Source organism: Sphingomonas faeni (genome assembly GCF_040407565.1).
Taxonomy (GTDB): domain Bacteria; phylum Pseudomonadota; class Alphaproteobacteria; order Sphingomonadales; family Sphingomonadaceae; genus Sphingomonas; species Sphingomonas faeni_F.
This window is the reverse complement of record NZ_JAPZPR010000014.1, coordinates 25,043-48,530: the sequence shown is the minus strand read 5'-3', so window position 1 is coordinate 48,530 and position 23,488 is coordinate 25,043. Positions and strand designations below refer to the sequence as shown.

Sequence of the window (23,488 nt, the reverse complement as noted above, 5' to 3'; positions counted from 1 at the left end):
AGACGCGGGCAAATTCAGCATTTCGATCGATCGTTCGCCGCGGCGGATCGGTCAAACCACGAATGGAGATACATGTGAGTAAAACCGCCATCGTCACCGGCATCAGCGGCCAGGACGGCGCGTACCTCGCGGAGAACCTGCTCGCGCGCGGCTACAAGGTCTACGGCACGTACCGCCGGACCAGCTCGGTCAATTTCTGGCGGATCGACGAACTGGGGATCACCGATCACCCCAACCTCAAGCTCGTCGAATATGACCTGACCGATCTCGGGTCGGCGATCCGCCTGATCGAATCGTCCGAAGCGACCGAGATCTACAATCTCGCGGCGCAGAGCTTCGTCGGCGTCTCGTTCGACCAGCCGATCACCACCGGCCACATCACCGGTCTGGGCGCGGCCTATCTGCTCGAAGCGATCCGCACCGTGAACCGCGGCATCCGCTTCTACCAGGCATCGACGTCGGAGATGTTCGGCAAGGTCCAGGCGATTCCGCAGGTCGAGGACACGCCCTTCTACCCGCGCAGCCCCTACGGCGTCGCCAAGCTGTACGCGCACTGGCTGACGGTCAATTACCGCGAGAGCTTCGACATCTTCGGCACGAGCGGCATCCTGTTCAATCACGAATCGCCGCTGCGTGGCCGTGAGTTCGTGACCCGCAAGATCACCGACACGGTCGCCAAGATCTCGATGGGCAAAGCCGAGCTGCTCGAACTCGGCAATCTCGATGCCAAGCGCGACTGGGGCTTCGCGCGCGATTACGTCGAGGGCATGCGCCGCATGCTGCAGCACGACATCCCCGACACCTTCGTGCTGGCGACCAACCGCATGGAGACGGTCCGCACCTTCGTCGAGCTCGCCTTCCGCCAGATCGACATCGAACTGGACTGGTCCGGGTCCGAGGACCAGGAGACCGGGACCGACCGCAAGACCGGCAAGCTGCTGGTGCGTGTCAATCCCGACTTCTACCGCCCGGCCGAAGTCGAGCTCCTGATCGGCGATCCGGCCAAGGCTCGTCGCGATCTCGGCTGGGAGCCCACCGTCCAGCTTGAGGAACTCGCCGCGCTGATGGTCGAGGCCGATATCCGGCGCAACACGGCCGGCTGGTCGTTCTGATGCGCGTTGCGGTGACGGGGGCGAGCGGTTTCACCGGTCGCTTCGTCGAAGAGGCGTTGGCGTCGCGGGGGGTGGAATGCCTCTCGCTCGACGTCGATCTCTGCGATCCCGCGGCGGTCGAGCAGGCGGTGGGCGATGCCCAGTTCGACCGGCTGATCCATCTCGCCGCGCGCGCCTTCGTCAACGCGACCGACTGGCAATCCTTCTATCAGGTCAACCAGATCGGCACGTACGCGCTGCTCGACGCGGTCGCGCGCCTCAAACCGGGAACCCGGTGCGTGCTGGCGAGTAGTGCGCAGGTCTACGGGCCGGGAGCGGAAGGACTGATCGCGGAGGACGCGCCCACCCACCCCTCCAACCACTACGCGATCAGCAAGCTCGCGATGGAACAGGGTGCCCGGCTATGGCGGAACGCGCTCGAGATCGTCGTGGCGCGGCCGTTCAACTATACCGGCGTCGGCCAGGGCATCGAATATCTGATCCCCAAGATCGTCGATCATTTTAAGCGCCGGGCGCCGGTCATCGAACTCGGCAACCTGTGGGTGAAGCGCGACTTCGGCGATGTCCGCTCGGTCGCGGACGCCTATGCCGGGCTCGCACTGACCGAGACACCGCCGGCGCTGGTCAATCTGGCGACGGGCACGGTCCGTTCGATCGACGAGATCATCGCCGTCCTGACCGAACTCAGCGGCCACCGGATCGACGTGGCGGTCAACCCTGCCTTCGTCCGCGCCAACGACGTACCCGTCCTCGGCGGCGACATCGAACGCTTGCGGTCGGCCCTCCCCGACTGGCATCCTCGCGACCTCCGCGAGACGCTCGCCTGGATGTATGCTGATACCCGCGGCGCAGACGGCACCGTCTAGATTTTCGAAGCCGGCAGCCTTTCCGGCGCGCGCGACTCCCGAGTGGGGAACGCGCATCGATCGCTGCCATATCCAGTTCAGAGCATGCTGCGGGGACCGATGACCACCAAATCCAGAATAGAGCATGTCGACGGCCTGCGTGGTCTCGCCGCAATGCTCGTGGTGGTAGGGCATTGGTGCGAGCTGATCTCCCGCCAGGCGGTCCCGACCTCGCTTTCGCTTGGCCTCAAAGCCACGTTCCTCGATTATTTCAGCACCGGCCGCGTCGGCGTCGTGGCGTTCTTCTGTGTCAGCGGGTTCGTCATTCCGTTCAGCTTCAAGGGCGAAACCCCGCGAGCCCGGTTTGTCACCAGTCGCTTTTTCCGGCTGTACCCCGCCTATTGGCTTGCTTTGGCGGGTGCGGCGATCCTGCTGCCGCTGGTCGGACCAAGCTACTCCGCGTGGAATATTCTCGCCAATGCTACGCTGCTGCCGAAATTTCTCGGCCAGCCCTACATTCTGGGTGTGTGCTGGACGCTGACGATCGAGCTGATCTTCTACGGCATCTGCTTCCTCGCGTTTTCTGCCAATGTGCTGCACTCGGCCCGGTTCAATTTCGCCGCGGTAACGACGTTTATCCTGATCGGGCTTGCCATGGCGTTCTACCGGTCCACGCATCCGGGTACGGGGATGCCGGCCGGGACCATGACGTTCCTCGCGGTCATGCATTTCGGCACGCTGACGCGGCTGGCGACGTTGGAGCGTAGTCGGGAGGCAGGCATCCTGACGCCGATCGCGCTCGGCATTCTCGTCGTCGGCGTGGTCGCGGCGGATACGATCGGTTATCGCCACAACAGCGACAGCGAGCTCGGCTGGATCGCCATGAGCACGGGGTATCTGGCCGGCGTCGCGCTGTTCCTGCTGTGCATCTACCGCCAGTGGTTCGGCGGACGCATCATGGTGTTTCTGGGGGCGATCAGCTACGCCGTCTACCTGTTCCATCCGATCGTCCATGAGCTCTGCAGGCATTTCTGGACGAGTTTTTCGGACTGGCGTTCGGCCACTCTCGTCCTGACACCGATCTACTTTGCGACGAGCCTCGTCGTCGCCACGCTCGTCTATCGGTTCGTCGAGCTGCCCGGGATCGAGCTCGGCAAGAAATTCTCCGCGATCAAATGGTCGAGGAAGATTCGCCGAAGCTGATCCGGATGGGTTAGCCGGTCACCATCGTGGCCGAGGCGATCCGTCGGGGCGCGAGGAAGTCAAGGCGTCAGGGCCGTCAACGCCGCCTGATCGCCATCCTGCGTCGCCAGGACCGTGAGCATCTGCACGGCGGTATCACGCCAGACGAACTGCTGGGCGCGACGGCCGGCACGCTCCGCCAGGTCCGCGCGCAATCCAGCATCGGTCACGATCCGCCGCAAGGCGTCTTCCCAAGCTGCCTGATTGTGCGGATCGGCGTAGATCGCGGCGTCGCCACAGACTTCGGGAACAGCGCCTCCGGTGGTGGCGATCACCGGGCAGCCGGTGGTCATCGCCTCCAACGGGGTGAATCCAAAGCCCTCGGACAGCGAGGGGCACGCAAACGCCAGCGCGTTGCCGTACAGGGCCTTCAGCTCGCCATCGCTGACCCGGCCGATATAGCGGACGTTATCCGCCTCACGCAGGCCCGCATCGTGGAATACGCGCTCATTGCTGCCGCCGGCCACCACCAGATCGACGCCGGGCAGGTTCGCCGCGATGAACGCGTCGATCAACGTCGGCAGGTTTTTATGACGCGCGAGCGAGCCGATCGCGAGCACGTAGGGACGCGACCGGAGTCCGCATCGCTCCAACACGCTGTCGTCGGCCACGAGATCGTTCAGATGATCGACGCCAAGCTTCAGCACGTGCGCCTTTCCCTTCGGCACGATGCCGAAGCGCTCCAGCTGACCCTTCGAAAATTCCGAGATGGTGAAGACCGCTGCGGCGCGACGCGCCACGACCGTCAGCACGACGCGGTACCAGGTTCGAAACGCCCAGGAGTAGGATTCGGGGTGCAGCACGAACTGCGCGTCGCAGATCACCACCGCCTGCCGCATGCGAGTCATCGGCGCGATGTTGCAGAAATTCAGCAGCCACGCCTTCGGCGCGACCTTGGGAAGCTCGATCTGCTCCCAGGCGTGCCCGTCCAGCCGCCCGACCGGCATGATGCTGGGAACCGGCGGTCCAAAGCTCGCCACCTTCTCGTGCTGGTCGCCCGTTGCCGACGGCACGACGATATCGACGTCGTCGCCGAGGCCCCTGGTCGCCACGACGGCACGGATCGCGCGCGTCAGTTCGATCGCCAGGCGTTCGACACCCGTCACCGGCCGGACGAGGAACCGTCCGTTCAGAACCAATTTCAACGGCATTTTCTAGGCTTTCCGAAATGGCGCCGGCAGGGCGAGACGCTGCTCGCGGACGCGGGCATAGCCAAGCGCGACCATGAACCAGGGCGGCAGATACGCGTATTCCGATACCGTGAGCATCTCCATGAAGAAGATCGCGAGCAACGTGGCGATGATCGCCTCGCGGTCTGGCGCGCGCTTGATCAGGACGCACGGCGCCAGCATCAGCATCGAATAGAGCAGGAACCCGACGATGCCGATGTTCGCCAGCAGGTTGGACAGCATGTCGGTCGAGCGCACCGTTCCGAACCCGAGCCCGAAGAATGCCCGAATGAAGTTACCGTCGAAGATCACGCCGGCATGGTTCGTGAACGACGACCATCGTTCGTTGCCGGAGACCGAATCGAGCTTCTGGAACAGCAGCTTGTCGACTGCTTCCTGGATCGGTGCAGCGGTAAAATACAGCAACAGGAAAACGACTAGGGCGGCACCGATATAGAGAATGAACTCCTGGCGTTGCCGGACTTCGATGTAGCCGATGCCGACCGCCAGCCCGAGAATCGCCGTCGACGAGGTCGAGAGGACGAGCGTGAGCGTCAGGATCGCGAACAGCACCCACCAGCGCCGTGCGAAGGCGTAGACCGCGAACGGCGTGACGGTGAGCGCGTACATCGACGGCTCGCCGACTAGGCTCTTGAGGCGCATGAACCCCGATCCGAAGATGTTGGACGGCTGCACCATGCTGCCCGTGGCGAAGTCGCCCTCGCCGGCGCCACCGGACGCATCCTTGAGGTCGCCGAAATTACGGTTCGACAGGAAATCGACGTTCTTGTGCAGGATGGCGTAGAAGATGAACTCGTACATGCCGTACGCCGCGAGCAGCAGAATGCCGTAATAGGCGTATTTCAGGAACGCTTCCTGATAATAGGTATAGATCATGTACGTGAACAACAGCGCCACGAACAGGTAGAGACCCTGCGTGATATGCGACTGTCGCAGGTTTCCGTAGATCGAAATATCGCGGATAACCTGGAGCCGGCTGAGATCGGGTTCATCGATCATCAACGCCGACAGGCTGAACGTCATGTAGATCGCGTACAGCAACAGGAAACCCGCGGTGAAGGCGAGGATCCGTGCATAGCGGCGATCGGCACCGAACAGGAACACCAGCGACCCCAGCACCAGCAGGAACGCCGGGGTCGACCCCTGGATCGGGGTCAGCAATATGCTCTGGATCGGCGCAACGAGCAGCAGAAGGCGGAAATAATATTTCCGGATCAGGCCATCGGAAACCTGGCCATAGATCGAAGCCGGCTTGGGCCGGGGACGCGCCATGGTCGCGGAACCGGCGAAACTCGATGCCATATCAGGCCCCCTCGTTGGCCGTTCCGACGCGACGCAGGACTAGCCGATCGATAGCGATGTGACGCGGCGTCGCCGCGGCCTGGATATCGCCCGCGATGCGCAACACGGGATAGGCACAGGGAACCGCGCCACTGGTCGCAAAGCGCTTCGGGTTGCGCGCATCCTGGACCAGCGGGGTCGCGTCCTCGGCGCAGACCAGCGTGAAGTTCAAGGCCGACAGGTCGCCGACGTTCTCGGCACTGGTGCCGACGTCGAGCGCGTAGCGGCCGGGCGTGGCCGAGGTACGCTGTTCGGCGAACACGGGAACGCCGCGACCGTTCCACTCGATATCCAGCGATCCGCGGCCATGCTCGACATACGCGCTGGCGTTGTAGCCCTGACCGCTCTTCATCTGCCATTCGTACGGCACCGTATCGGTGCCGCTCTGGAAATTCGTGGCCGCTTGAACGAACGACACGTCGTTCAGCGGCGAGGTAATGCCAGGCCGCCGGCTTTTCCACAGCTCGAATGCCAAGGCCGGCAAATCCGCCCTGTCCAGCGCGTCGACATTCGGAATGAGGACGCCGCTATCCAGCCGCAAACCGCGTTGCTGCATTGCCATCATCACTTCGTAACGCGCCTGAAACTGCGCGGGCGTCTTCAATGCACCGGTCGACTGGAGGTAAAGCCCCCCCCAATTGACCTTGCTCGACAACCGCCGAACGAAATCTTTGCGCAACGAAGGATCGGTTTCCACCGTTGCGAGGACCGGTATGATCTGGTCCATCAGCTGACGACGACGCAGCAGCGCGTCGCTGACGTCGAGGATGTCTGCGACGTTCGCCCGCGTCGCCGAGACGTACAACCTGTTCTGCAGGGCGGGCGTATCGCGCCAGCCGAGCCTGGTCACCGCATCGATCCACGGCGCGATCCGGCTCGCACCGGCCGTCTGGACGTCACGGATCATCGCGACGTTGACGATACGCTGATCGACCGGTTTCGCGGCGATCGCGGCGTCGACCGTTCCCTGCGGCAACCCGCGGATCCCCCGCATGGTCTGAGGGTCCTTGTTCGTCAACAGCGCGCTCGCCCGCATGGCGGATACCGTATTCACCGCCGACGATGCGACCGCGAGATACCCTTCGACGGGCAGCAGAACCGCCGCGGTCAGCGCTACCGCGATGCCGCGACGGAGTTTGCTCTGTTCAGTCATCGCGCGCGGCGTAGTCGTAGCTATAGCCATATTCGCCATAGCCGTAGCCGAACTTGCCGGGATCGAACTTCAGCAGGACCGCACCGACGATCGTGCCGCCGCCTTGGGCGAGACGCGACAGCGACGTCTGGATGATCCGCGACGAATTGCGGCCCGATTCGACGACATACACCGTCGCCTCGACCTGGCTCGACAGGATCACCGCGTCGGCGAGCCCGAGGACCGGTGCCGAATCGAGCAGGATGATGTCGTAGGACGCCTGAAGATCGGCCAGCAGGGACGGAACCTGCGGGCTGTTCATCAACTCGGTCGGGTTCGGCGGGATGTCACCGGCGACGAGAATGTCGAGATTCTCGTTGTCCGACCGGCGAATCCCGTTTGCTAGCGCGATCTGCCCAGCGAGCACGTTGCTGAAGCCCTGCTTGTTCGCCACGCCGAACAGGCGGTGGACGTTGGGACGGCGCAGATCGACGTCGATCACCAAGACACGCTTGCCGAGCCGCGCGAAGCTGAGGCCCAGCGCATGGCAGGCGGTCGACTTGCCCTCGCCCTGCTGCGTGCTGGTGAACATGATCGTCCGCGGAATGCCGTTCTGCGACAGCAGCGACAGGCTGGTCCGCACCGAGCTGTACGCATCGCTCTGGAACGACTTCGCATCGGCGAGATCCTGCGCCGGGTTTTCCGACGACGGCACGACGCCGAGGATCGGCAACCCGCTGGCCGCGCGCAGTTCGTCCGGGGTGCGGACCGAGTTGAACAGCTGCTCGCGAAGGAACACGAAGAGCGCAGAGAGGAGCATCGCGAGGATGATCGCCAGGGCGACGTTCAGCGGCAGCTTCGGCCACGACGGACGATCCGGGATATTGGCGCGGTCGACCATCGACAGGTTGTTGGTCTGGACACCGGATTCGGCGTTCAACGCGTTGTAGCGACGCAGCAACGCCTCGTATTGCTGACGATTGGTGTCGGCCTCACGGCGCAGGATCGAGAGTTCGATACCCTGGTTCTGCTCGGACAGCGTCCCGCTCTTGAGCGCGTCGATCTCGCCGGACAATTGCCGTTCACGCGCGATCGCGACGTCATACTGGTTCTTTATCCCCGCTCGGATGTTGCGCGCGATCGTGTTGATCTGTCGATCGAGTTCGCGGATCTGCGCGGTCGCGCCTGCGACCGTCGGGAAGTCCTCGCGACGCGTGGCAAGCTGTTGCTGCTGAAGACCCTGCGCCTCGGCACGCTTCTCGAGCAGCGACTGGACCGCCTGGTTGGCCAGCACGTCAGGCGTGCTGAGCGGTGGCAGCGAGGAAACCTTGCTCCACTTCTGCTCGGCAGCAATCCGGTCGGCGATGGCCGTCGAATACGCTGTGTTCAGCTGAACCAGCTGCGCGGTGATCAGCGATTGCGGACGCGTGCTGTCCGTCGAGCCGCCCGAACCCGCGGCGTTGCCGGCGTCGACGATCCGCGTGCGACGGGCGTAATCGACCACCGCCTTTTCGGACTTCTCAAGCCGCGCCTGCGCTTCGCCGAGCTGGCCGCGCAGGAAGTCCAGCGCGTAGACCGAGCTGCCGGCCTTCCGCGCCAGGTTGCTGCGGATATAGGCATCGGCATAGGCATTGACGATCCGGGCCGACAGGCGCGGATCGGGGCTCGTGAAATAGATGACGGCGATGCGGGTATCGCCCGTGAACTTCACCGTCATGTTGTCGCGCAGCGTCTTGATCACGCGATCGTTGTGCGCGTCGCGTGGCGACATGCCGGTCGGCAGCTTGGCGGGATCCTCGCCGGCGTCCATCGCCTGCAGGAAGCTTTCGCCGCGATACAGGCCTTCGCCCTCGGCGACCGCCTCGGCGACGCCGCGGCTGCGGATGATGTCGAGCTGGGTCTGGAGGAAGCGATCGGTATCGGCCTTGCCGCCCGGGCTCTCGCGATCGGCCTCGGTGCCGAGGACCTTCTCGGCCTCCTGGCGTACTTCGATCGAGGCGGTCGCCTGGTACAGCCGGGTGGTCAGCAGCGCGACCGCGACGGCCAGCAGGATGCAGACCGTGAAGATGCCGGCGATCCAGTAGCGCGACCGATAGGCCGCCGCCCAGATCTCACGCAGCGTGTTCGCGGTCTCGTGAGTCTCGACCGGTGCACCGGGCACGACGAGCTCGGACGAACCCGACCCGGTCGTGCCGTTAAACGGAAACTGCATTCGCTCGTGCGCCTCGTTCATTGGTTCAGTGCGATGAATAGACCGGCAAGACCCGGCAGCGCGGCCAGGCCGACTCGGAAGAGCGACGAAGCCTGCGAATACCCGACGACGATGATGTCGGACTGCTGGATTTCCGGATCAGGCGAGCGTGCCGCACGAATGTCGCGCAGGTCGAAGCGGGCGACGTACCGCTTGCCGTCGATCTGCCGCATGATGAGGATCTCGTCGAGCTTGGCGAGATCGGACACGCCCTCGCCGAGTGCCACCGCCTGCAGCAGCGTCAGATGCGCGCCGGGAATCTGGTACACGCCGGGCTTCTTGACCTCGCCGTCGATCGTGACGGTGAAATTGGCAGCACGCGCCAGCGACACGGCGACGCTCGCATTGCGCAGATAGCGCGCGTTGAGCAGCGTGGTGATCTGACGCGCGACCTCGCTCGTCGATCGGCCGGCAACGGGCAGTTCGCCCAGCAACGGATAGGAAATCTTCCCGCTGAGCGAGACCGGCAGTTCCTCGACCGTCAGATCGGGCTCGCGGAACACCTTGATCGAGATCGTGTCGAGCGGCCCAAGCCGATAATCGCTGGGGGCCGGCGGCGTGATGATGCCACCGACGGCCGCGGGCGGCAGCTCGCCGCCCATCGGGATGCCGGAGCCGCCCGCGCAACCCGCGACGGCGGCGACCAGCGCCAACGACGGTATGAATGTCAGGCGCAAACCCACAACCTTTATGAAATCAGGACACGGGCCGATCACACGACCCGCCGCTCCGTAGCAGTATGGCCCGCGGTTCATCAAGTCGGTTTAGGATGCGTCGTCCCGGATCGTGGGTATCGGCGCACGGGCTACCGCTGCACCGCGATAGATCGCAGCCAGCGCGAGTGCGAACAGCCCCCAGGCGGCCGGACGGCGCAGCGGGTAATCGACCGCGCTGTGAAACGCGAACAGCGCGACGACGGCAAAGCCGAACAGCATCTCGATCCGGCGAGGATCCTTGCGCGACAGCCCGCGGAACGCACGCACGGGTCCCGGCAGCGACACCACGAGCGCGGCCAGCAGCAGCACGCCGGGAACGCCGAACTCGATCACGAGCTGCAGATATTCGTTATGTGCGCTGTTGACGAAGGTCGGCTTGACCCAGGCGAGCTGCTCGTTCGCGGCGAACAGCGTCGTGAACGAGCCGACGCCGCTGCCGAGCAGGCCGTAGCGCTGCGCCAGCGGCCAGGACCAGGATGCGATCTGCCAGCGGAGATCGCCGTCGACGTCCTCGATTCGGCCGGACACCAGTTCGAACGCGGAGGTGGACAGGATCGCGACCACGAACAGCACGGCACCCGCGACGGCGGCAAGCTTCCACTTCAGCGCGACGCCCCGCGCGAGATCGGCGAACACCGCGGCGGCGGCCAGCACGCCGAGGGCAAGCCCCGCCCGGCTGTTGGTCGTCACGATGCACACCATGGCGAACACGATATAGCCGATATTGACCAGCCGGCGCTGGTCGCGGGCGAACATCTGACGACTGACGACGAAGCCGAACAGCACGATCGAGCAGGCGATCGCGAGCGCCATGTGATTCTTGTTGGCGTAGAATCCGAGCATCGTCGCGCCGGTGTTGGCGGGATGGAATTTGGGGAACGTGCCGTCGCTGACGACCTGCGACACGCCGAGCACGACGCCGAGCAGCGTCAGGCCGAGCGCAATGTGCAGCATGCGGCGGAACTGCGCGTCGTTCAGACGGAGCAGGAACCCCATGAACGCGACGAACCCGGTCGCGAGGATCGCGCACAGCGCAGTGCTGACCGGCTCCATGCTGAGCGGCTGCCAGGTGTCTGCGCGACCGGCCAGCCCCAGCGTCTCGATACGCAGCGCCTGGCCCGGCAAGGCCTGCCAGATCGAGGGCGGCAGCGGTATCATCTGCAGCAAGGGCAATATGGCGATCCCGACAAGCGCGATCCGCGCGATCGGCGACAGCGTGCCGAGCACCGCGAAGCCATCGCGCCAGGCGAGCAGCAGCACGAGGACGATCGTCGCCAGCGACACCAGCGCATAGCCGATGTTCCAGGTCGCCAGCCCGCCACCGAACAACGTGATCAGGATCAGATAGGCGGCGGCCGTGAAGAAATCGCCATTGCCCTTGAGCAGCGATGGGCGTTTGCCGTGCCGTGCCGTCGACCGCTTGCGGTGTCGGGAGCCACCGGTCCGTTCTGATCCGTACATGCTATTCCTACGCTCGAACTGGCCGCCACGACCGCAAATCGCCTGCACGATCGACAGCGGGCCTTCCGCCTACCCCACCCGGATCACGCATTGGCCGGGTTTTGTCCAGCGATGCGGTGCAATGATGCGCGGTTTCTGCTCCGGAGATACGCGAAAACATGCGTAGCGATGTTGACCGAGATCATAACGACAGGCAGCGCCGGTAAGGTCCCGCGCGCGCGATCCGGCCGCTATCCAACAGGAGCAAACTCATCCGCGATTCCTTCCCGACGTCCCGGCGCGCAATCCTGAGCGCGCTCACCAGCACGCCGTTGATGACCAGCTCGGCGATCCGTGCCGACACCGGCCCGGCGACGCCCGGCACGGCTGCCAGCGCCCACGCGACCGTGACCCCCGAGCAATTCGGCGCGGTCGGCGACGGCGTGGCCGACGATACCAAGGCGATCCAGCGCGCGATCGACGCGATCGTCGCGCGCGGCGTCGGCGGGGTCGTGGTGCTGCAGCCGAGCGTCGCCTATCGCTGCCGTTCGGGCCTGGTGATGGACGCGTCGCACGTCTCGCTGTCGGGCAACGCGATCCTCGATTTCGCCGGTTGGGACGGCGTTTGCCTGCGCGTGACGTCGTCGAGCATCGCCGCGCGCGGCACGCCCAACAACAATTACGGCCGCAAGGGCATGATCTGGGGCAGCCTGTGGCTCAAGGGGTCGGGTGCGAATACGAAATGCGTCGGCATCGCGCTCGATTCGGCGACCGCGGGCACCTCGGCTCAGATGCTGATCGAGAACATGGCGGTATCGAACTGCGGCACGGGCATCCGGTTCGGCAGCCATGCGTACAACAACGTGCTGGTGCGGTGCGATGTCTTCGGGTGCGGCGTGTGCGTCGACTGGCCCGCCGCCGACGACAATGGCGAGCGCAACACGCTGTTCGGCTGCGTCCTGTTCAATTCGGAGATCGCGGTCCGCGTGTCGCTGTCCAGCGCATCGCTCCAGCTGGTCGGCTGTTCGATCGACTATACGCGGATCCTGTATCAGGTCGACGAGGGCTCGGTGTTCGCCACCTCGTGTCATCATGAAAGCGATCGCTGGGACGATCGGCCGATCCGGTGCACCGGGCAGGATTCGTTCATCCGCCTCGACGGCGGCTGGCTGCTCAACCAGCTGAACGACTGGAACGCGCGACATCTCGTCGAGGTCGGCGGGAACGCGGTGGTGCGATTCGAGAGCGTGATCGCGCATAATATCGTGCTGAAGCCGACCGACCCGAGCCGCCCCGCCTGCTGGGCGACCGGACCGGGGGAATTCCAGATCACGGGCAGTCATTCCTTTGGCGCCAGTGCCCTGCCGCCCCGCTTGCACGATGCCCATACGCTGCTGTCGGATCCCGATTTCCGCTCCAGGACCTGGGAAGACCTGATCTGGCGGACGCAGGACACCGCGCCGATCGTCTCACGCCATGGCGGCGGCAGCGACAATCTTCGGCTGGGCAAGTCGGCGATCGGCGGGGATACCGGGCTGGTCGCGGTCAAGGCCGGTGCGTCGACGACCGCGGCGGCCTTCGCGATCGTCACCATGCCGGTGCATTACGGCGACAAGATTCTCGCCGGGTTCCGCGTCCGGCAGGCGCAGCGGTCGGGTGGCGACGCGACCCTGCTCGTCTCGCCTGCCTGGGTGCGGATCGACGGCGAGGACGCCAATGGCGTGCCGCGCGTCGTGCGCCAGGAGATCGTCGGGACGCAGTCGCTGACGCCGTCCGCCGATCGATTCGTCGCGGTCGCGCCGCTCGCCTCGCGCAAGGGACGGTCCGCGCCGAGCTGGGCCACGCATTTCGTCCTGCTGGTCGACCTGGTGAAGGCCGGCGCGACGAGCTTCCTGTTCAACGAGCTGTGGTGCGACACGATCTGACCGCACCACAGATCCGATCTGCCGTCTGACGGACCGTCAGCGCAGGGCGGCGACATCCCTGGCGTGGTCCGCCATCGCGGTGTCGACGAACCGGAAGATCTCGTCGCGGAACCGCGCGGTCGAGAAGCGTTCGGCGTTGGCGCGGCAGGCCTCGGGCGTGATAACGGGAAGCCGGGTCTCGAGATGCTCCACCGCGGCGACGATCGCCTCGGCGGTCTGCTCGCGGAAGAACACGCCGGTCTGGCCGCCGCGCGCCTCGTCCGCGTCCAGGCCGCGAATCGTCTCGGTCGCGGCGCCCTTCGCATAGGCGATCACCGGCGTGCCGCAGGCCTGCGCCTCGAGCGGGGCGATGCCGAAATCCTCCTCCGCCGCGAAGATGAAGGCCTTGGCGCGCTGGAGATGGTCGACGACGACCGGATCGGGCTGCTTGCCCATCAGCGTGACGTTGGGGCCGGCAAGCTTGCGCGCCGCCGCCATGTCGGGGCCGTCGCCGATCACGATCAGGTGACGATCGGGCATCGAGCGGAACGCCTCGACGATCAGCGGAATGCGCTTGTACGGCACCATCCGCGACATCGTGACGTAGAAATCCCCGCGCCCGGGCGCCACCGTGAAGCGATCGAGATTGACCGGCGGATAGATGATCGTCGACGTGCGGCCGTACGCCTTGCGGATCCGTCGTCCGATGAACCCCGAGATCGCGACGAAATGATCGACGCCGCTCGCAGTCCGCACGTCCCAGATGCGCAGATAGTGCAGGATAGACCGCGCCAGGATGTTCTTCAGCCCGCGGGTGATCCCCGACTCGCGCAGATAGGTTTCCTGGAGGTCCCACGCATAGCGGATCGGGCTGAACGTGTACGCGATATGGACCTGGTCGGGCCCGGTGATGACGCCCTTCGCGACCGCCGAATTGGTACTGATGACCAGATCATAGCCCGTGACATCGAGTTGTTCGACGGCGATCGGCATGAGCGCCAGATACGACCGGTAATGCTTGCGCGATCCGGGCAGGCGCTGGATGAAGCTGGTGGTGACGCTGCGCCCCTGCAGCCAGCCGCGCTCGGCCTCGGGCAGGAAATCCACCACGCAGAACAGGTCGGCCTGCGGATAGATATCCATCAGCTGCTCGACGCAGGATTCCCCGCCGCCCTTCAACGTCATCCAGTCGTGGACGATGGCAACCTTCATCGATGTTTCCCGTAGCTCTCGAAACCGGCAGACGATGCCGACATGCAAAATCCCCCGACCCCTGCGGCATCGGCGGCAGGGGTCGGGGGGCGGTGTTAGACGGTCATACCCGCGTCGTCAGGCAGCGCGAACCTCGTGGCGGTCGGCCAGCGCGGCGGCACACATCCGATCGAAGACGTCGGCGAGCGGCAGCGGCGCAGGCTCGGCGCGCGGGCCGAGCGCATCGACGAAATAGCCGGTCGGCTGGTGGATCGCGTTCTCGATCGAGACGAGCGCGAACGCCTGCGAATGGTCGCCGGGCTGGCCGTCGATCGTCACCGCCTCCAAACCCTCGGGCGGGCCGAAATAGCCGACCTGACAGAACAGCGTCTCGCCGCGCTCGTCGACCGCGAACAGCGGCGCATCGCCGACCCGCACGCGATCGAGCACCGGGAGCGCGGCCTTCGCCGCCTCGACGCTCGCGAATTCGAGCAGGAAATCGCGCGACATGCGTGGCCGGATCGTCGCGCCCTCGAGCCCGACCTTGGCGAAGAAGCCGGGAAAGTCGACGATGCGGTACTGGTAATGCTCGCGCTTGTTCGGCACCTGGCTGAGCCCGGTGGTGATGAAGACGTGGGTATCCTTCAACGCCAGCATCTCGCCGACGATCGCATCGTAGACGCGGTAGATGAACAACAGCGGATCGGCGCCGGTTTCCGCGGCCTTGCTGTACCAGCCCGGATTGGCGCGCTCGCCGTCATACGCCTTGGAATCATAGGTGTGATGATGCTGGATATGCGCACCGGCATTCAGGAACAGCGATGCGAAGCCGGGCTTGTGCCGCTTCCACAGGCTGACGAAGACATCGGCGAGCAGCCGGTCGAGGAACGCGGCGCGGGCCCATTTATACTTCAGCGCGACCGGCAGGATCTTGAAATATTCGACGATCGACGCGCTCGTCATGTGCGGCAGCGCGAGCGGCAGGATCCGGCTCGCGAGCTTGGCGATCGAAGCGTCGGCGGTCGCGTTGTCGTTCACCAGCGACCCGAGCAGCGCATAGAGCTTGGCGACCTTCGGATCCGCGACCAGCTTGGTATGCGTCCAGGGATCGGGCAGGAAGAACGCGGCATCGGCACAGCGATTGGACGCGTTCATCGGCGAGATCGCACCGACCTTGACGCCGCGCTGCTCGAGATAATCCCAGATCTGCGGCTGGTCGTTATAGACGATGTCGCCAAGCCGGAACAGCTGATGCTCGGCATAGGTCTTGCCGGTATAGACCGTCGGCCACTGGATCCAGGGCTCGAGCTCGGGATAGATTTCGCCGGCGTCGGTCTCGCGCACGCGATTGTCCGCGAACAGGCGCGCAAAGTTCGGCAGCGCCCCGCGATCGACGAAGTTCTTGATATAATGGAAATTAAGCTCGTTCAGCTCGAGCGACAGGACCTGCATAACTCTACCTTCCTTGCCCGAAGCGCGGAAACACGGTGCCGGTCTCCAAGCTTCGCAGCCCGCCACGTCGCCGGTGCGCAATCCGGCGCCGAAGCGACCGGTGGAGCATCGAGCGACGAGGTTCCGACGTAGGACGCGCCCTACTCCGAGCGTTCGTATCACGTCCAGCCTCATAACAGGCGAACCAGCCGACCGGTTTCCATTTTGGGACCATTGTGGGGCTATTATCGCCAAACACCCCGATCCCCGACCAACCGAACCGCTTGCCGGGTAGTTTCAGCACCATGATCGCGATGAAAATACTACCCGATCGATGCCATCGACAGACGGCGACATACGGCGTTTCGGGCGGGAGGCGCTGGATGCCCCGTGAGGATTCGAACCTCAATAGGCGGTATCAGAAACCGCAGTCTTACCATTAGACGACGGGGCATCAGCGAGGGCGCGATCTAGGCGGGGTGTTGCGGGCTGTCAACGCCAAGATCGCGCGGAACCGCCACATCGCTTGCGTAATCGCCGCGTGGCGCTACATTCGATGCCAAGCACCGGGCAGGTATTTTCCTGCGGCGGCAGATATAGATAGCGAGTTTTACGGCGATGGGGGATGTTTCCGCCCGAATGCCGTTCCGGCAGGGCAGTCCTGCCCGTCCGGCGGCGACCCGGCCCTCTCGTGGGCGGTGGGCCGATGCGCAGGCGTTTGCCGCGCTCGATCTCGGCACCAACAATTGCAGATTGCTGATCGCGCGGCCGCAAGCCGGCGGCTTCGCGGTGATCGATGCGTTCTCGCGAATCGTCCGGCTGGGCGAAGGCCTGGCGTCGACCGGCCGCTTGAGCGACGCCGCGATCGAGCGGACGATCTCCGCGCTGCGCGTCTGTTCGGACAAGTTGCAGCGCCGTAATGTCACGCTGGCACGATCGGTCGCGACGGAGGCGTGCCGGCAGGCGTCGAACGGTCCCGACTTCATCGCCCGCGCGCTCGCCGAGACCGGCATCCATCTCGACATCATCTCCGCCGAGGAAGAGGCGCGGCTGGCGGTGCTCGGATGCCATGCGCTGATCGAGCCCGGCGAGGACCCCGCGCTCGTGTTCGATATCGGCGGCGGCTCGACCGAACTCGTGCTGGTCGATACCTCGACGCCGATCCCGACCGTGCTCGACTGGCATTCGGCGCCGTGGGGCGTGGTGTCGCTGACGGAGCATGCCGGCGGCGGTGAGGGCGAAGAGGGCCGCCGCGCCGCCTATGCGCGGATGCGGAGCGTCGTCGCGGACAGCTTTGCCGGGTTCGCCAGCCGTCTGCCCCGGCATATCGAGCGACCGCGGCTGCTCGGCACCAGCGGCACGGTGACGACGCTCGGCAGCGTGCATCTCGGGCTCAGCCATTACGACCGCTCGGTGGTCGACGGCCTGATCGTGCCCGCCTCGGCGATGCGCAAGATCAGCGCCGACCTTTCCCACATGTCGATCACGGAGCGCGCCAAGCTGCCGTGCATCGGCAACGAGCGTGCCGACCTGGTGGTCGCGGGCTGCGCGATATTGGAGACGATCATGGATTTGTGGCCCGCCGAACGACTCGGCATCGCCGACCGCGGTATTCGCGAAGGTATCCTTCGCCGATTGATGGGCGCGCCCAAACCGGGCAAGTCAGGGGTTGCGGCATGAGCCGCGGTGGCTCCGGCGGTCATGTCCGCGTTCTGACCGCGCGGAAACGGACCGCGCAGTCGACACGCTGGCTCGAGCGGCAGCTGAACGATCCGTATGTGAAGCGCGCCAAGGCCGACGGCTATCGCAGCCGCGCGGCGTACAAGCTGATCGAGCTCGACGAGCGGTTCGAACTCATCCGCGGATCGAAACGCGTGGTCGATCTCGGCCTCGCGCCGGGTGGCTGGGCGCAGGTGATCCGGCGGCGGATCCCCAAGGCGACGGTGGTGGGCATCGATCTGCTCCCGGTCGATCCGATCGAGGGCGTGACGATCTTCGAGATGGATTTCCTCGACGATGCGGCGCCGGGCAAGCTGATCGAGGCCTTGGGCGGCGCGCCGGATCTGGTGCTGTCGGACATGGCGGCGAATACCGTCGGGCATCCGCAGACCGACGCCTTGCGGACGATGGCGCTGGTCGAGACGGCGCTGCACTTTGCGTGCGAGGTGCTCGAGCCCGGTGGCACGTTCGTGTCGAAGGTGTTCGCGGGCGGTGCCGACTCCGAGCTGGTCGCGGAGATGAAGCGGAACTTCAAGACGGTGAAGCATGCCAAGCCGCCGGCCAGCCGCAAGGGGTCGGTCGAGTGGTTCGTCGTTGCGCAGGGGTTTAAGGGTCGGTCAGCGGATTAGCCTGGCTAATCCGCGTCGCGGACCGACCCCGGCCAGCGTTGCGCAGCAACGACTGACGACGCGGCTTTGCCGTGGCGCCCTGCCTTAGGGTGATCGCAAGCGATGCGGCTCGGATAAAGCATAAGCTTGTTTCCCCGCGAAGGCGGGGACCCAGACTGGCTCCCGCCTTTGCGGGAGAACATGGGCAGATCGATCGCCTAGCGTAATACGTCGATCCGCAACCCGCAGCTTCGTCATCCCCGCGCAGGCGGGGATCCATATTCTCGAGCGGTGACAATCCTACGAGAGGCCAGCCAATATGGGTTCCCGCCTCCGCGGGAATGACGGATGGGGCAGGCGGACTGAACGAGCGCGGGCCCTCACCCTTGCCACGGCAAACGCCGCGGGGTCCTTCCCTCTTTCCCCTTAAGGAGAGAGCATAGAAAAAGCCCGCGGACCTCCTGGGTCCACGGGCTCTCTCTATTTTCACGCGCCGCGGCGAACCCGCGTCGTCGGTCGGGCTATGCCCGCCGGCCGGGGTTTCGGCCAAGCCGCGGATTAGCTTTCGCTAATCCCGCTGCCTCAACCCTCGTAATCCGCGCCCAGATTCTGGTTCCGCGGCGGCGCAGCGGCGGTCAGGCGGAGCGCCTCGGCCGAGGCCGACAGGCTGCCGACGGCATCGACCTCGTCGTCGTCGTCGACGCGAACCTTCTGCAGGCCTTGAATGACCTGCTCCTTGAGATGCGTCGGCTTGACGTTCTCGTCGGCGATCTCGCGCAGCGCGACGACCGGATTCTTGTCGCGGTCGCGGTCGAGCGTCAGTTCGGCGCCGCCCGAGATCTGGCGCGCACGCTGCGCTGCGAACAACACCAGGTCGAACCGGTTGGGGATCTTGTCGACACAATCCTCGACGGTAACGCGCGCCATGCGGCTTCCTTCGTAACAACGATAGAATGAGAACGCGTCGCCTAGGGGGTATGGCCCGCATAGTCAAGAAATGCGCGGCCAGCGCCCCCGGGTTGCCACCCGAGCGCGCTATGTCCATCACGCACGCCATGGAAGATCCCGCCGAACAACCCAGCTTCACCGTCGATGGCAACCGGCTGACGCTGCTCGACACCGGCCCGCGACGGCTCGATGCGGTGCTCGCGCTGATCGACGGGGCCGCGCGAACGCTGCGCGTGCTGTACTATATCTATGCCGACGACGAGTCCGGCCAGCGCGTCAACACCGCGCTCATCGCGGCCGCAAGGCGCGGCGTCGAGGTGTCGCTGATCGTCGACGGGTTCGGCAGCGACGATGCCCCGCACGCCTTCTTCGCACCGCTCGAAGCCGCCAACGTGTCGGTGTGCCGCTTCTCGGCGCGATTCGGCCGGCGGTACCTGTTGCGCAACCACCAGAAGCTCGCGCTTGCCGACGAATCGAAGATCATCATCGGTGGCTTCAACATCGAGGACGATTATTTCGGCACCGTCGCGGAGCAGGCGTGGCGCGATCTGGGCCTGCTGGTCGAGGGCCCCGCGGCCGGTCGCCTGGCGGGCTATTTCGACGCGCTGAAATCATGGATCCACGAGCCCAAGGGCAAGGTGCGAAAGCTGACCGCGGCGCTGGCGAAGTGGAGCGAGACGCAGGGCCCGACGCGCTGGCTGATCGGCGGGCCGACGCGCAAGCTGTCGCCCTGGGCGCGGGCTGTGCGCGACGACATGCGCGCCGGGCGGCGTATCGACGTGATCGCGGGGTATTTCACGCCCAGCCCGGCGCTGTTGCGGCGGCTCGATCACGCCGGCCGCCGCAACGCCGGCGTCCGCGTCGTCACCGCGAGCAAATCGGACAACAACGCGACGATCGCCGCCGCGCGGTTCACCTATGCGGGCCTGTTGCGCAAGGGCGTGCGGCTGTTCGAATACCAGCCGACCAAGCTGCATACCAAGCTCTACGTGATCGACGACGTGGTCCATATCGGCTCGGCGAATTTCGACATGCGCAGCCTGTTCATCAACATGGAGCTGATGCTGCGGATCGAGGATGCGGCGTTCGCAGGGCATGTCCGACGCTACGTCGACGGCGAGGTCGCGAAGTCGGTCGAGGTGACCGCGGCGCTGTACGAGGCGAACACCGGCTGGGTGCAGCGCCTGAAACAGCTCGGCGCGTATTTCCTGGTTGCGGTGGTCGACCCGAGCCTGTCGCGCGGGCTGAACTTCGGGATCGATGAATAGGGGGCATTTTTCGATCCTCCCCCCGCCAGGGGGAGGTGGCTGGCCCTTGCCAGACGGAGGGGGAGGTAAGGGATCACGTCTGTTCCGTGTCCTCCCCCTCCGTCACCTTCGGCGCCACCTCCCCCTTGCGGGGGAGGATCGTTCGGTTTCTACTATCGAAAATTCTATCAGCGCCGCCGGCAAAGCCGCCGTCGGACGGGTTCGGCTATCTCGCCGACCCGCCGGCCGGGCCTGACGCTGCGCTTGCGCATCGGCGCGGGCGTGGCCGCGCCTGCGTCAGGCCTTCCACGCCCAGTATAGCTGCGCGGGCGGCACGTTCCACCACTCCATGTCGTGGTCGATCGCCTCGAAATGCGGCGTCAGGAAGTCCTTCACCTTGGGCGAGAACTGATAGACCAGAAAGGCCCCACCGATGCGCAGGACCGAATGCGTCGCGGTCGCGATCGCCGGCCCGACGCCGGGCGGCAGCGTCGAGAAGGGCAGCCCCGACAACACGTAATCGGCCTTTTCGAAGCCGTGATCGGCGACGATCGTCTCGACCTCGTCGGCCGACCCCAGCACCGCGAAGAACCGCGGATCGGTGATCGTGTGGCGCAGATACTGGATGAACTCGGGGTTGGTGTCGATCACCACCAGCTTGGCGTCTGGCGCCATGCGGTCGAGGATCGGGCGGCAGAAGGTGCCGACGCCGGGCCCGTACTCGACGAACAGCTTGCAGTTCGCCCAGTCGACCGGCCCCAGCATCTTGCGGATCAGCTTGTCGGACGACGGCACGATCGATCCGACCATGACGGGATGTTTCAGGAACCCTGAAAAGAACATCTGCCACGGCGACGGCACGCCGGCAGGGCGGCTGCGTGCACGCCGGGTGGCGGTGGTCGAACTGGGCATCGTGTTCCTTACGATCAGGGGTCCCGCACGGTGGCGGAGCTTTGCCCCTCCCGTCGCACGAATTCCGAACGCGTTTCAAGGGGCGCGGGTTGCATCGAGCGACAAACCATCGGGCACGTCATGCTGCAAGTCGTGCTGCGACAGGCGTTTGCGCGCGCTTTGCCAATGTCGCGTCATCGCCTAGACACCCGGCATGCACGACGATCGAACAGGACAGACGGCGGTCATTTTCGTGTCGTTCCGTAACGACGCGGACGCGATCGGCTATGGCACGGCGGCGGCGGCGATGGACGCGCTCGCCGCCGGGCAGCCCGGCTATCGCGGCGTCGACACCGCCCGTGACGAGGGCGGCACGGGGATCACCGTCAGCTACTGGGCGGACGATGCCGCCGCGATCGCATGGCGCGACCACCCGGATCATGCAGCGATTCGCGAGCGTGGCCGGTCGCTCTGGTACGACAGCTATTCGGTCGCCGTGACGCAGGTCCAGCGCGCCTATCGTTGGACGCGACCATGACCGGCGCGGCGACCAACGGCCCGAAGCGCGAAGACCCGAAGATCGACCGGCGCTTCGCACTGATGTTCCTGGTGATGCTGACGATCGCGGCGGGGAATACGGCGTTGCAATCGGTCCTGCCAGCGCTCGGCCGGTCGCTCGGAGTCGCCGACAGCGCGGTGGCGGCGGCGTTCTCGGTGTCTGCGCTGCTGTGGGTGATCGCCGCGCCGTTCTGGGCGAACCGGTCTGACAAGCACGGCCGGCGCGCGATGATCCTGCTCGGCGTCGGCGGGTTCAGCGTGTCGCTGACCTTGTGCGGGGTGTTTTTGCTCGCCGGAATCAACGCGTGGATCGGCGGGACGACCGCGTTCCTGTGCTTCATCGGTGGCCGGCTGATCTACGGGGCGTTTGGTGCGGCAGCGCCACCCGCGGTCCAGGCGCTGGTCGCCGGCGAGACGACGCGCGAGGAACGGACCAAGGCGCTGACCTTGCTCGCGTCGGCATTCGGGCTCGGCACCATATTCGGCCCGGCGATCGCGCCGTATCTCATCCTCGGCTCGATCGGCGGAGTCGAGATCGGCCTGGCGGGCCCCGCATTCCTCTTCGCGGTGTTCGGGATGGCGGTGTGGATCACCGTGCGACGGATGCTGCCCGACGACAAGATCGTCGCCCCGCACGACACGCACGGCGCGAGTTCGGCCTACCCCTCGATCGGCGGCGCCCCGACCGGCGCCTCGGTGACCGCCGCCACGCAATCGCATGTCGAGCATGTCGGCTATACCGATCCGCGGATCCGCGCGTGGATGATCGCCGGGCTGGTGATGGGCCACGCGCAGGCGATGACGGGGCAGGCGATCGGCTTCCTCGTGATCGACCGCCTCCACCTCGCCCCCGCGCTCGCGCTCGAGCCGACCGGCATCGTCCTGATGATGGGCGCCGGCGCCGCGCTGCTCGCGCAATGGGGCATCATCCCGCGCCTCAACATGACCCCGCGGCAACTGGTGCTGACCGGGTTAGTGCTGGCGGCGGCGGGAACCGCGCTGACCGGGATCGCGACGTCGCTCTACACGATCGCGACCGCCTATGCGCTGGCCAGCCTGGGCTTCGGCTTCACGCGACCGGGGTTCACCGCAGGCTCGTCGCTCGCGGTCGGCGCCAACGCGCAAGGTTCGGTCGCGGGCAAGGTGACGAGCATCAACGGCGCCAGCTTCGTGCTCGGCCCGTCGATCGGCGTCGGCCTGTACGAGGCCCAGCATTCGCTGCCGTATCTGGTCGCGGGCGCGGCGTGCGTGGTGATGATCGTGTACGCCTGGGTGTCGCTGAAGGACGCCAGAGACAGTTAGGATAGGACACCCATTCGGGCGCACGCGTGGTTACGCGGGCGCCCTCGGTCGGTCAGGCAGCGCTCGTGTTACGGTCGCCCGCGTCGCCACCGTCCGCTATTTTGCGGAGGCTATGATGCAGTATAAAAGCACCGGAACGCCGATCAGCAGGATCATCAACAGCAAGTTCATCTGGATCAGCCGGTTGAGCCAGTTTGGCCGCCGGACGGAATGCTCGTCCGCATCCGCTTCCGAATAGTCTTCGACGATATCCATGTCGAACGTGTTGGAAAAGAAATGCCTTGGCCGCATTCGCAGGAAGGGCCGAGGCGAAGGAGCGTGATCGTCTATGTCCTGGCGCACCGACGGGTGATCGCCGGATTTCGGGGCGGAGTCTGACATTATGTGGTTTCCGTTTTACTCGAGATCATGGGCGCGCAG

At 65.5% G+C, this 23,488-nt stretch carries 20 protein-coding genes and 1 tRNA gene; 9 read left to right on the top strand and 12 right to left on the bottom strand.

Annotation, left to right across the window (positions count from 1 at the left end):
- Positions 1 to 74: 74 nt before the first annotated feature.
- From gmd to O6Y00_RS20750, 3 genes are all read left to right on the top strand, one after another.
- On the top strand, positions 75 to 1,112 hold the full coding sequence (gmd, locus tag O6Y00_RS20760) for a GDP-mannose 4,6-dehydratase (RefSeq protein ID WP_353444424.1): 1,038 nt from the start codon (positions 75 to 77) through the stop codon (positions 1,110 to 1,112).
- Positions 1,112 to 1,978: a GDP-mannose 4,6-dehydratase gene (locus tag O6Y00_RS20755; protein WP_353444423.1), complete on the top strand. Its 867-nt coding sequence runs from the start codon at positions 1,112 to 1,114 to the stop codon at positions 1,976 to 1,978. The genes gmd and O6Y00_RS20755 overlap by 1 nt, the downstream gene beginning before the upstream one ends.
- A 99-nt stretch (positions 1,979 to 2,077) precedes the next feature.
- Positions 2,078 to 3,160, top strand: a complete 1,083-nt coding sequence (locus O6Y00_RS20750; protein ID WP_353444422.1) for an acyltransferase family protein — start codon at positions 2,078 to 2,080, stop codon at positions 3,158 to 3,160.
- A 59-nt stretch (positions 3,161 to 3,219) separates the two neighbouring features.
- Here O6Y00_RS20750 and O6Y00_RS20745 read toward each other — a convergent pair whose 3' ends face one another.
- From O6Y00_RS20745 to O6Y00_RS20720, 6 genes are all read right to left on the bottom strand, one after another.
- Positions 3,220 to 4,350: a glycosyltransferase family 4 protein gene (locus O6Y00_RS20745; protein ID WP_353444421.1), complete on the bottom strand. Its 1,131-nt coding sequence runs from the start codon at positions 4,348 to 4,350 to the stop codon at positions 3,220 to 3,222.
- Between the two features lie 3 nt (positions 4,351 to 4,353).
- A complete protein-coding gene (locus O6Y00_RS20740) occupies positions 4,354 to 5,691 on the bottom strand; it encodes a hypothetical protein (RefSeq protein ID WP_353444420.1) in 1,338 nt (445 codons plus the stop codon).
- A gap of 1 nt (position 5,692) precedes the next feature.
- Entirely contained in the window at positions 5,693 to 6,883 is a 1,191-nt protein-coding gene (locus tag O6Y00_RS20735; protein WP_353444419.1) for a hypothetical protein, read from the bottom strand.
- Positions 6,876 to 9,074 (bottom strand): GumC family protein, encoded by a 2,199-nt coding sequence (locus tag O6Y00_RS20730; RefSeq protein ID WP_353444418.1) that lies wholly within the window; start codon positions 9,072 to 9,074, stop codon positions 6,876 to 6,878. The genes O6Y00_RS20735 and O6Y00_RS20730 overlap by 8 nt, the downstream gene beginning before the upstream one ends.
- Positions 9,075 to 9,091: 17 nt before the next feature.
- On the bottom strand, positions 9,092 to 9,790 hold the full coding sequence (locus O6Y00_RS20725) for a polysaccharide biosynthesis/export family protein (protein WP_353444417.1): 699 nt from the start codon (positions 9,788 to 9,790) through the stop codon (positions 9,092 to 9,094).
- Between the two features lie 87 nt (positions 9,791 to 9,877).
- On the bottom strand, positions 9,878 to 11,290 hold the full coding sequence (locus O6Y00_RS20720) for an O-antigen ligase family protein (RefSeq protein WP_353444416.1): 1,413 nt from the start codon (positions 11,288 to 11,290) through the stop codon (positions 9,878 to 9,880).
- A gap of 314 nt (positions 11,291 to 11,604) precedes the next feature.
- Here O6Y00_RS20720 and O6Y00_RS20715 point away from each other — a divergent pair, with 314 nt between their 5' ends.
- Positions 11,605 to 13,194, top strand: coding sequence for a glycosyl hydrolase family 28-related protein (locus O6Y00_RS20715; protein WP_353444415.1), 1,590 nt, complete (start codon positions 11,605 to 11,607; stop codon positions 13,192 to 13,194).
- 36 nt (positions 13,195 to 13,230) lie between these two features.
- Here the strand turns inward: O6Y00_RS20715 and O6Y00_RS20710 are convergent, their stop codons facing one another.
- The 3 genes from O6Y00_RS20710 to O6Y00_RS20700 all read right to left on the bottom strand — a co-directional run bounded on the left by O6Y00_RS20710 (position 13,231) and on the right by O6Y00_RS20700 (position 16,249).
- Complete coding sequence (locus O6Y00_RS20710) at positions 13,231 to 14,385, bottom strand: glycosyltransferase family 4 protein (RefSeq protein ID WP_353444414.1); 1,155 nt, start codon at positions 14,383 to 14,385, stop codon at positions 13,231 to 13,233.
- 117 nt (positions 14,386 to 14,502) lie between these two features.
- On the bottom strand, positions 14,503 to 15,816 hold the full coding sequence (locus O6Y00_RS20705; RefSeq protein WP_353444413.1) for a hypothetical protein: 1,314 nt from the start codon (positions 15,814 to 15,816) through the stop codon (positions 14,503 to 14,505).
- 359 nt (positions 15,817 to 16,175) lie between these two features.
- Positions 16,176 to 16,249: transfer RNA gene (locus O6Y00_RS20700), tRNA-Gln, on the bottom strand.
- Positions 16,250 to 16,434: 185 nt separating this feature from the next.
- Here O6Y00_RS20700 and O6Y00_RS20695 point away from each other — a divergent pair.
- Complete coding sequence (locus O6Y00_RS20695; protein WP_353444412.1) at positions 16,435 to 17,475, top strand: Ppx/GppA phosphatase family protein; 1,041 nt, start codon at positions 16,435 to 16,437, stop codon at positions 17,473 to 17,475.
- Positions 17,472 to 18,143 (top strand): RlmE family RNA methyltransferase, encoded by a 672-nt coding sequence (locus tag O6Y00_RS20690; protein ID WP_056487962.1) that lies wholly within the window; start codon positions 17,472 to 17,474, stop codon positions 18,141 to 18,143. Before O6Y00_RS20695 ends, O6Y00_RS20690 begins: the two co-directional genes overlap by 4 nt.
- Positions 18,144 to 18,704: 561 nt before the next feature.
- On the opposite strand, the gene rpoZ is transcribed toward O6Y00_RS20690, so the two are convergent.
- Positions 18,705 to 19,049 (bottom strand): DNA-directed RNA polymerase subunit omega, encoded by a 345-nt coding sequence (gene rpoZ, locus O6Y00_RS20685; protein WP_353444411.1) that lies wholly within the window; start codon positions 19,047 to 19,049, stop codon positions 18,705 to 18,707.
- A 128-nt stretch (positions 19,050 to 19,177) separates the two neighbouring features.
- On the opposite strand from rpoZ, the gene O6Y00_RS20680 reads away from it, so the two are divergent.
- Complete coding sequence (locus O6Y00_RS20680) at positions 19,178 to 20,338, top strand: phospholipase D-like domain-containing protein (protein ID WP_353444410.1); 1,161 nt, start codon at positions 19,178 to 19,180, stop codon at positions 20,336 to 20,338.
- Positions 20,339 to 20,614: 276 nt separating this feature from the next.
- Here the strand turns inward: O6Y00_RS20680 and O6Y00_RS20675 are convergent, their stop codons facing one another.
- Positions 20,615 to 21,229 (bottom strand): class I SAM-dependent methyltransferase, encoded by a 615-nt coding sequence (locus O6Y00_RS20675; RefSeq protein ID WP_353444409.1) that lies wholly within the window; start codon positions 21,227 to 21,229, stop codon positions 20,615 to 20,617.
- 193 nt (positions 21,230 to 21,422) lie between these two features.
- On the opposite strand from O6Y00_RS20675, the gene O6Y00_RS20670 reads away from it, so the two are divergent.
- Together O6Y00_RS20670 and O6Y00_RS20665 are read left to right on the top strand one after the other, a co-directional pair.
- Positions 21,423 to 21,746, top strand: coding sequence for an antibiotic biosynthesis monooxygenase (locus tag O6Y00_RS20670; RefSeq protein ID WP_353444408.1), 324 nt, complete (start codon positions 21,423 to 21,425; stop codon positions 21,744 to 21,746).
- The gene (locus O6Y00_RS20665) at positions 21,743 to 23,068 is read left to right on the top strand and encodes an MFS transporter (protein ID WP_353444407.1); all 1,326 of its coding nucleotides are present in this window, start codon (positions 21,743 to 21,745) and stop codon (positions 23,066 to 23,068) included. Before O6Y00_RS20670 ends, O6Y00_RS20665 begins: the two co-directional genes overlap by 4 nt.
- A gap of 96 nt (positions 23,069 to 23,164) precedes the next feature.
- On the opposite strand, the gene O6Y00_RS20660 is transcribed toward O6Y00_RS20665, so the two are convergent.
- On the bottom strand, positions 23,165 to 23,323 hold the full coding sequence (locus O6Y00_RS20660; RefSeq protein ID WP_353444406.1) for a hypothetical protein: 159 nt from the start codon (positions 23,321 to 23,323) through the stop codon (positions 23,165 to 23,167).
- Positions 23,324 to 23,488: the final 165 nt, after the last annotated feature.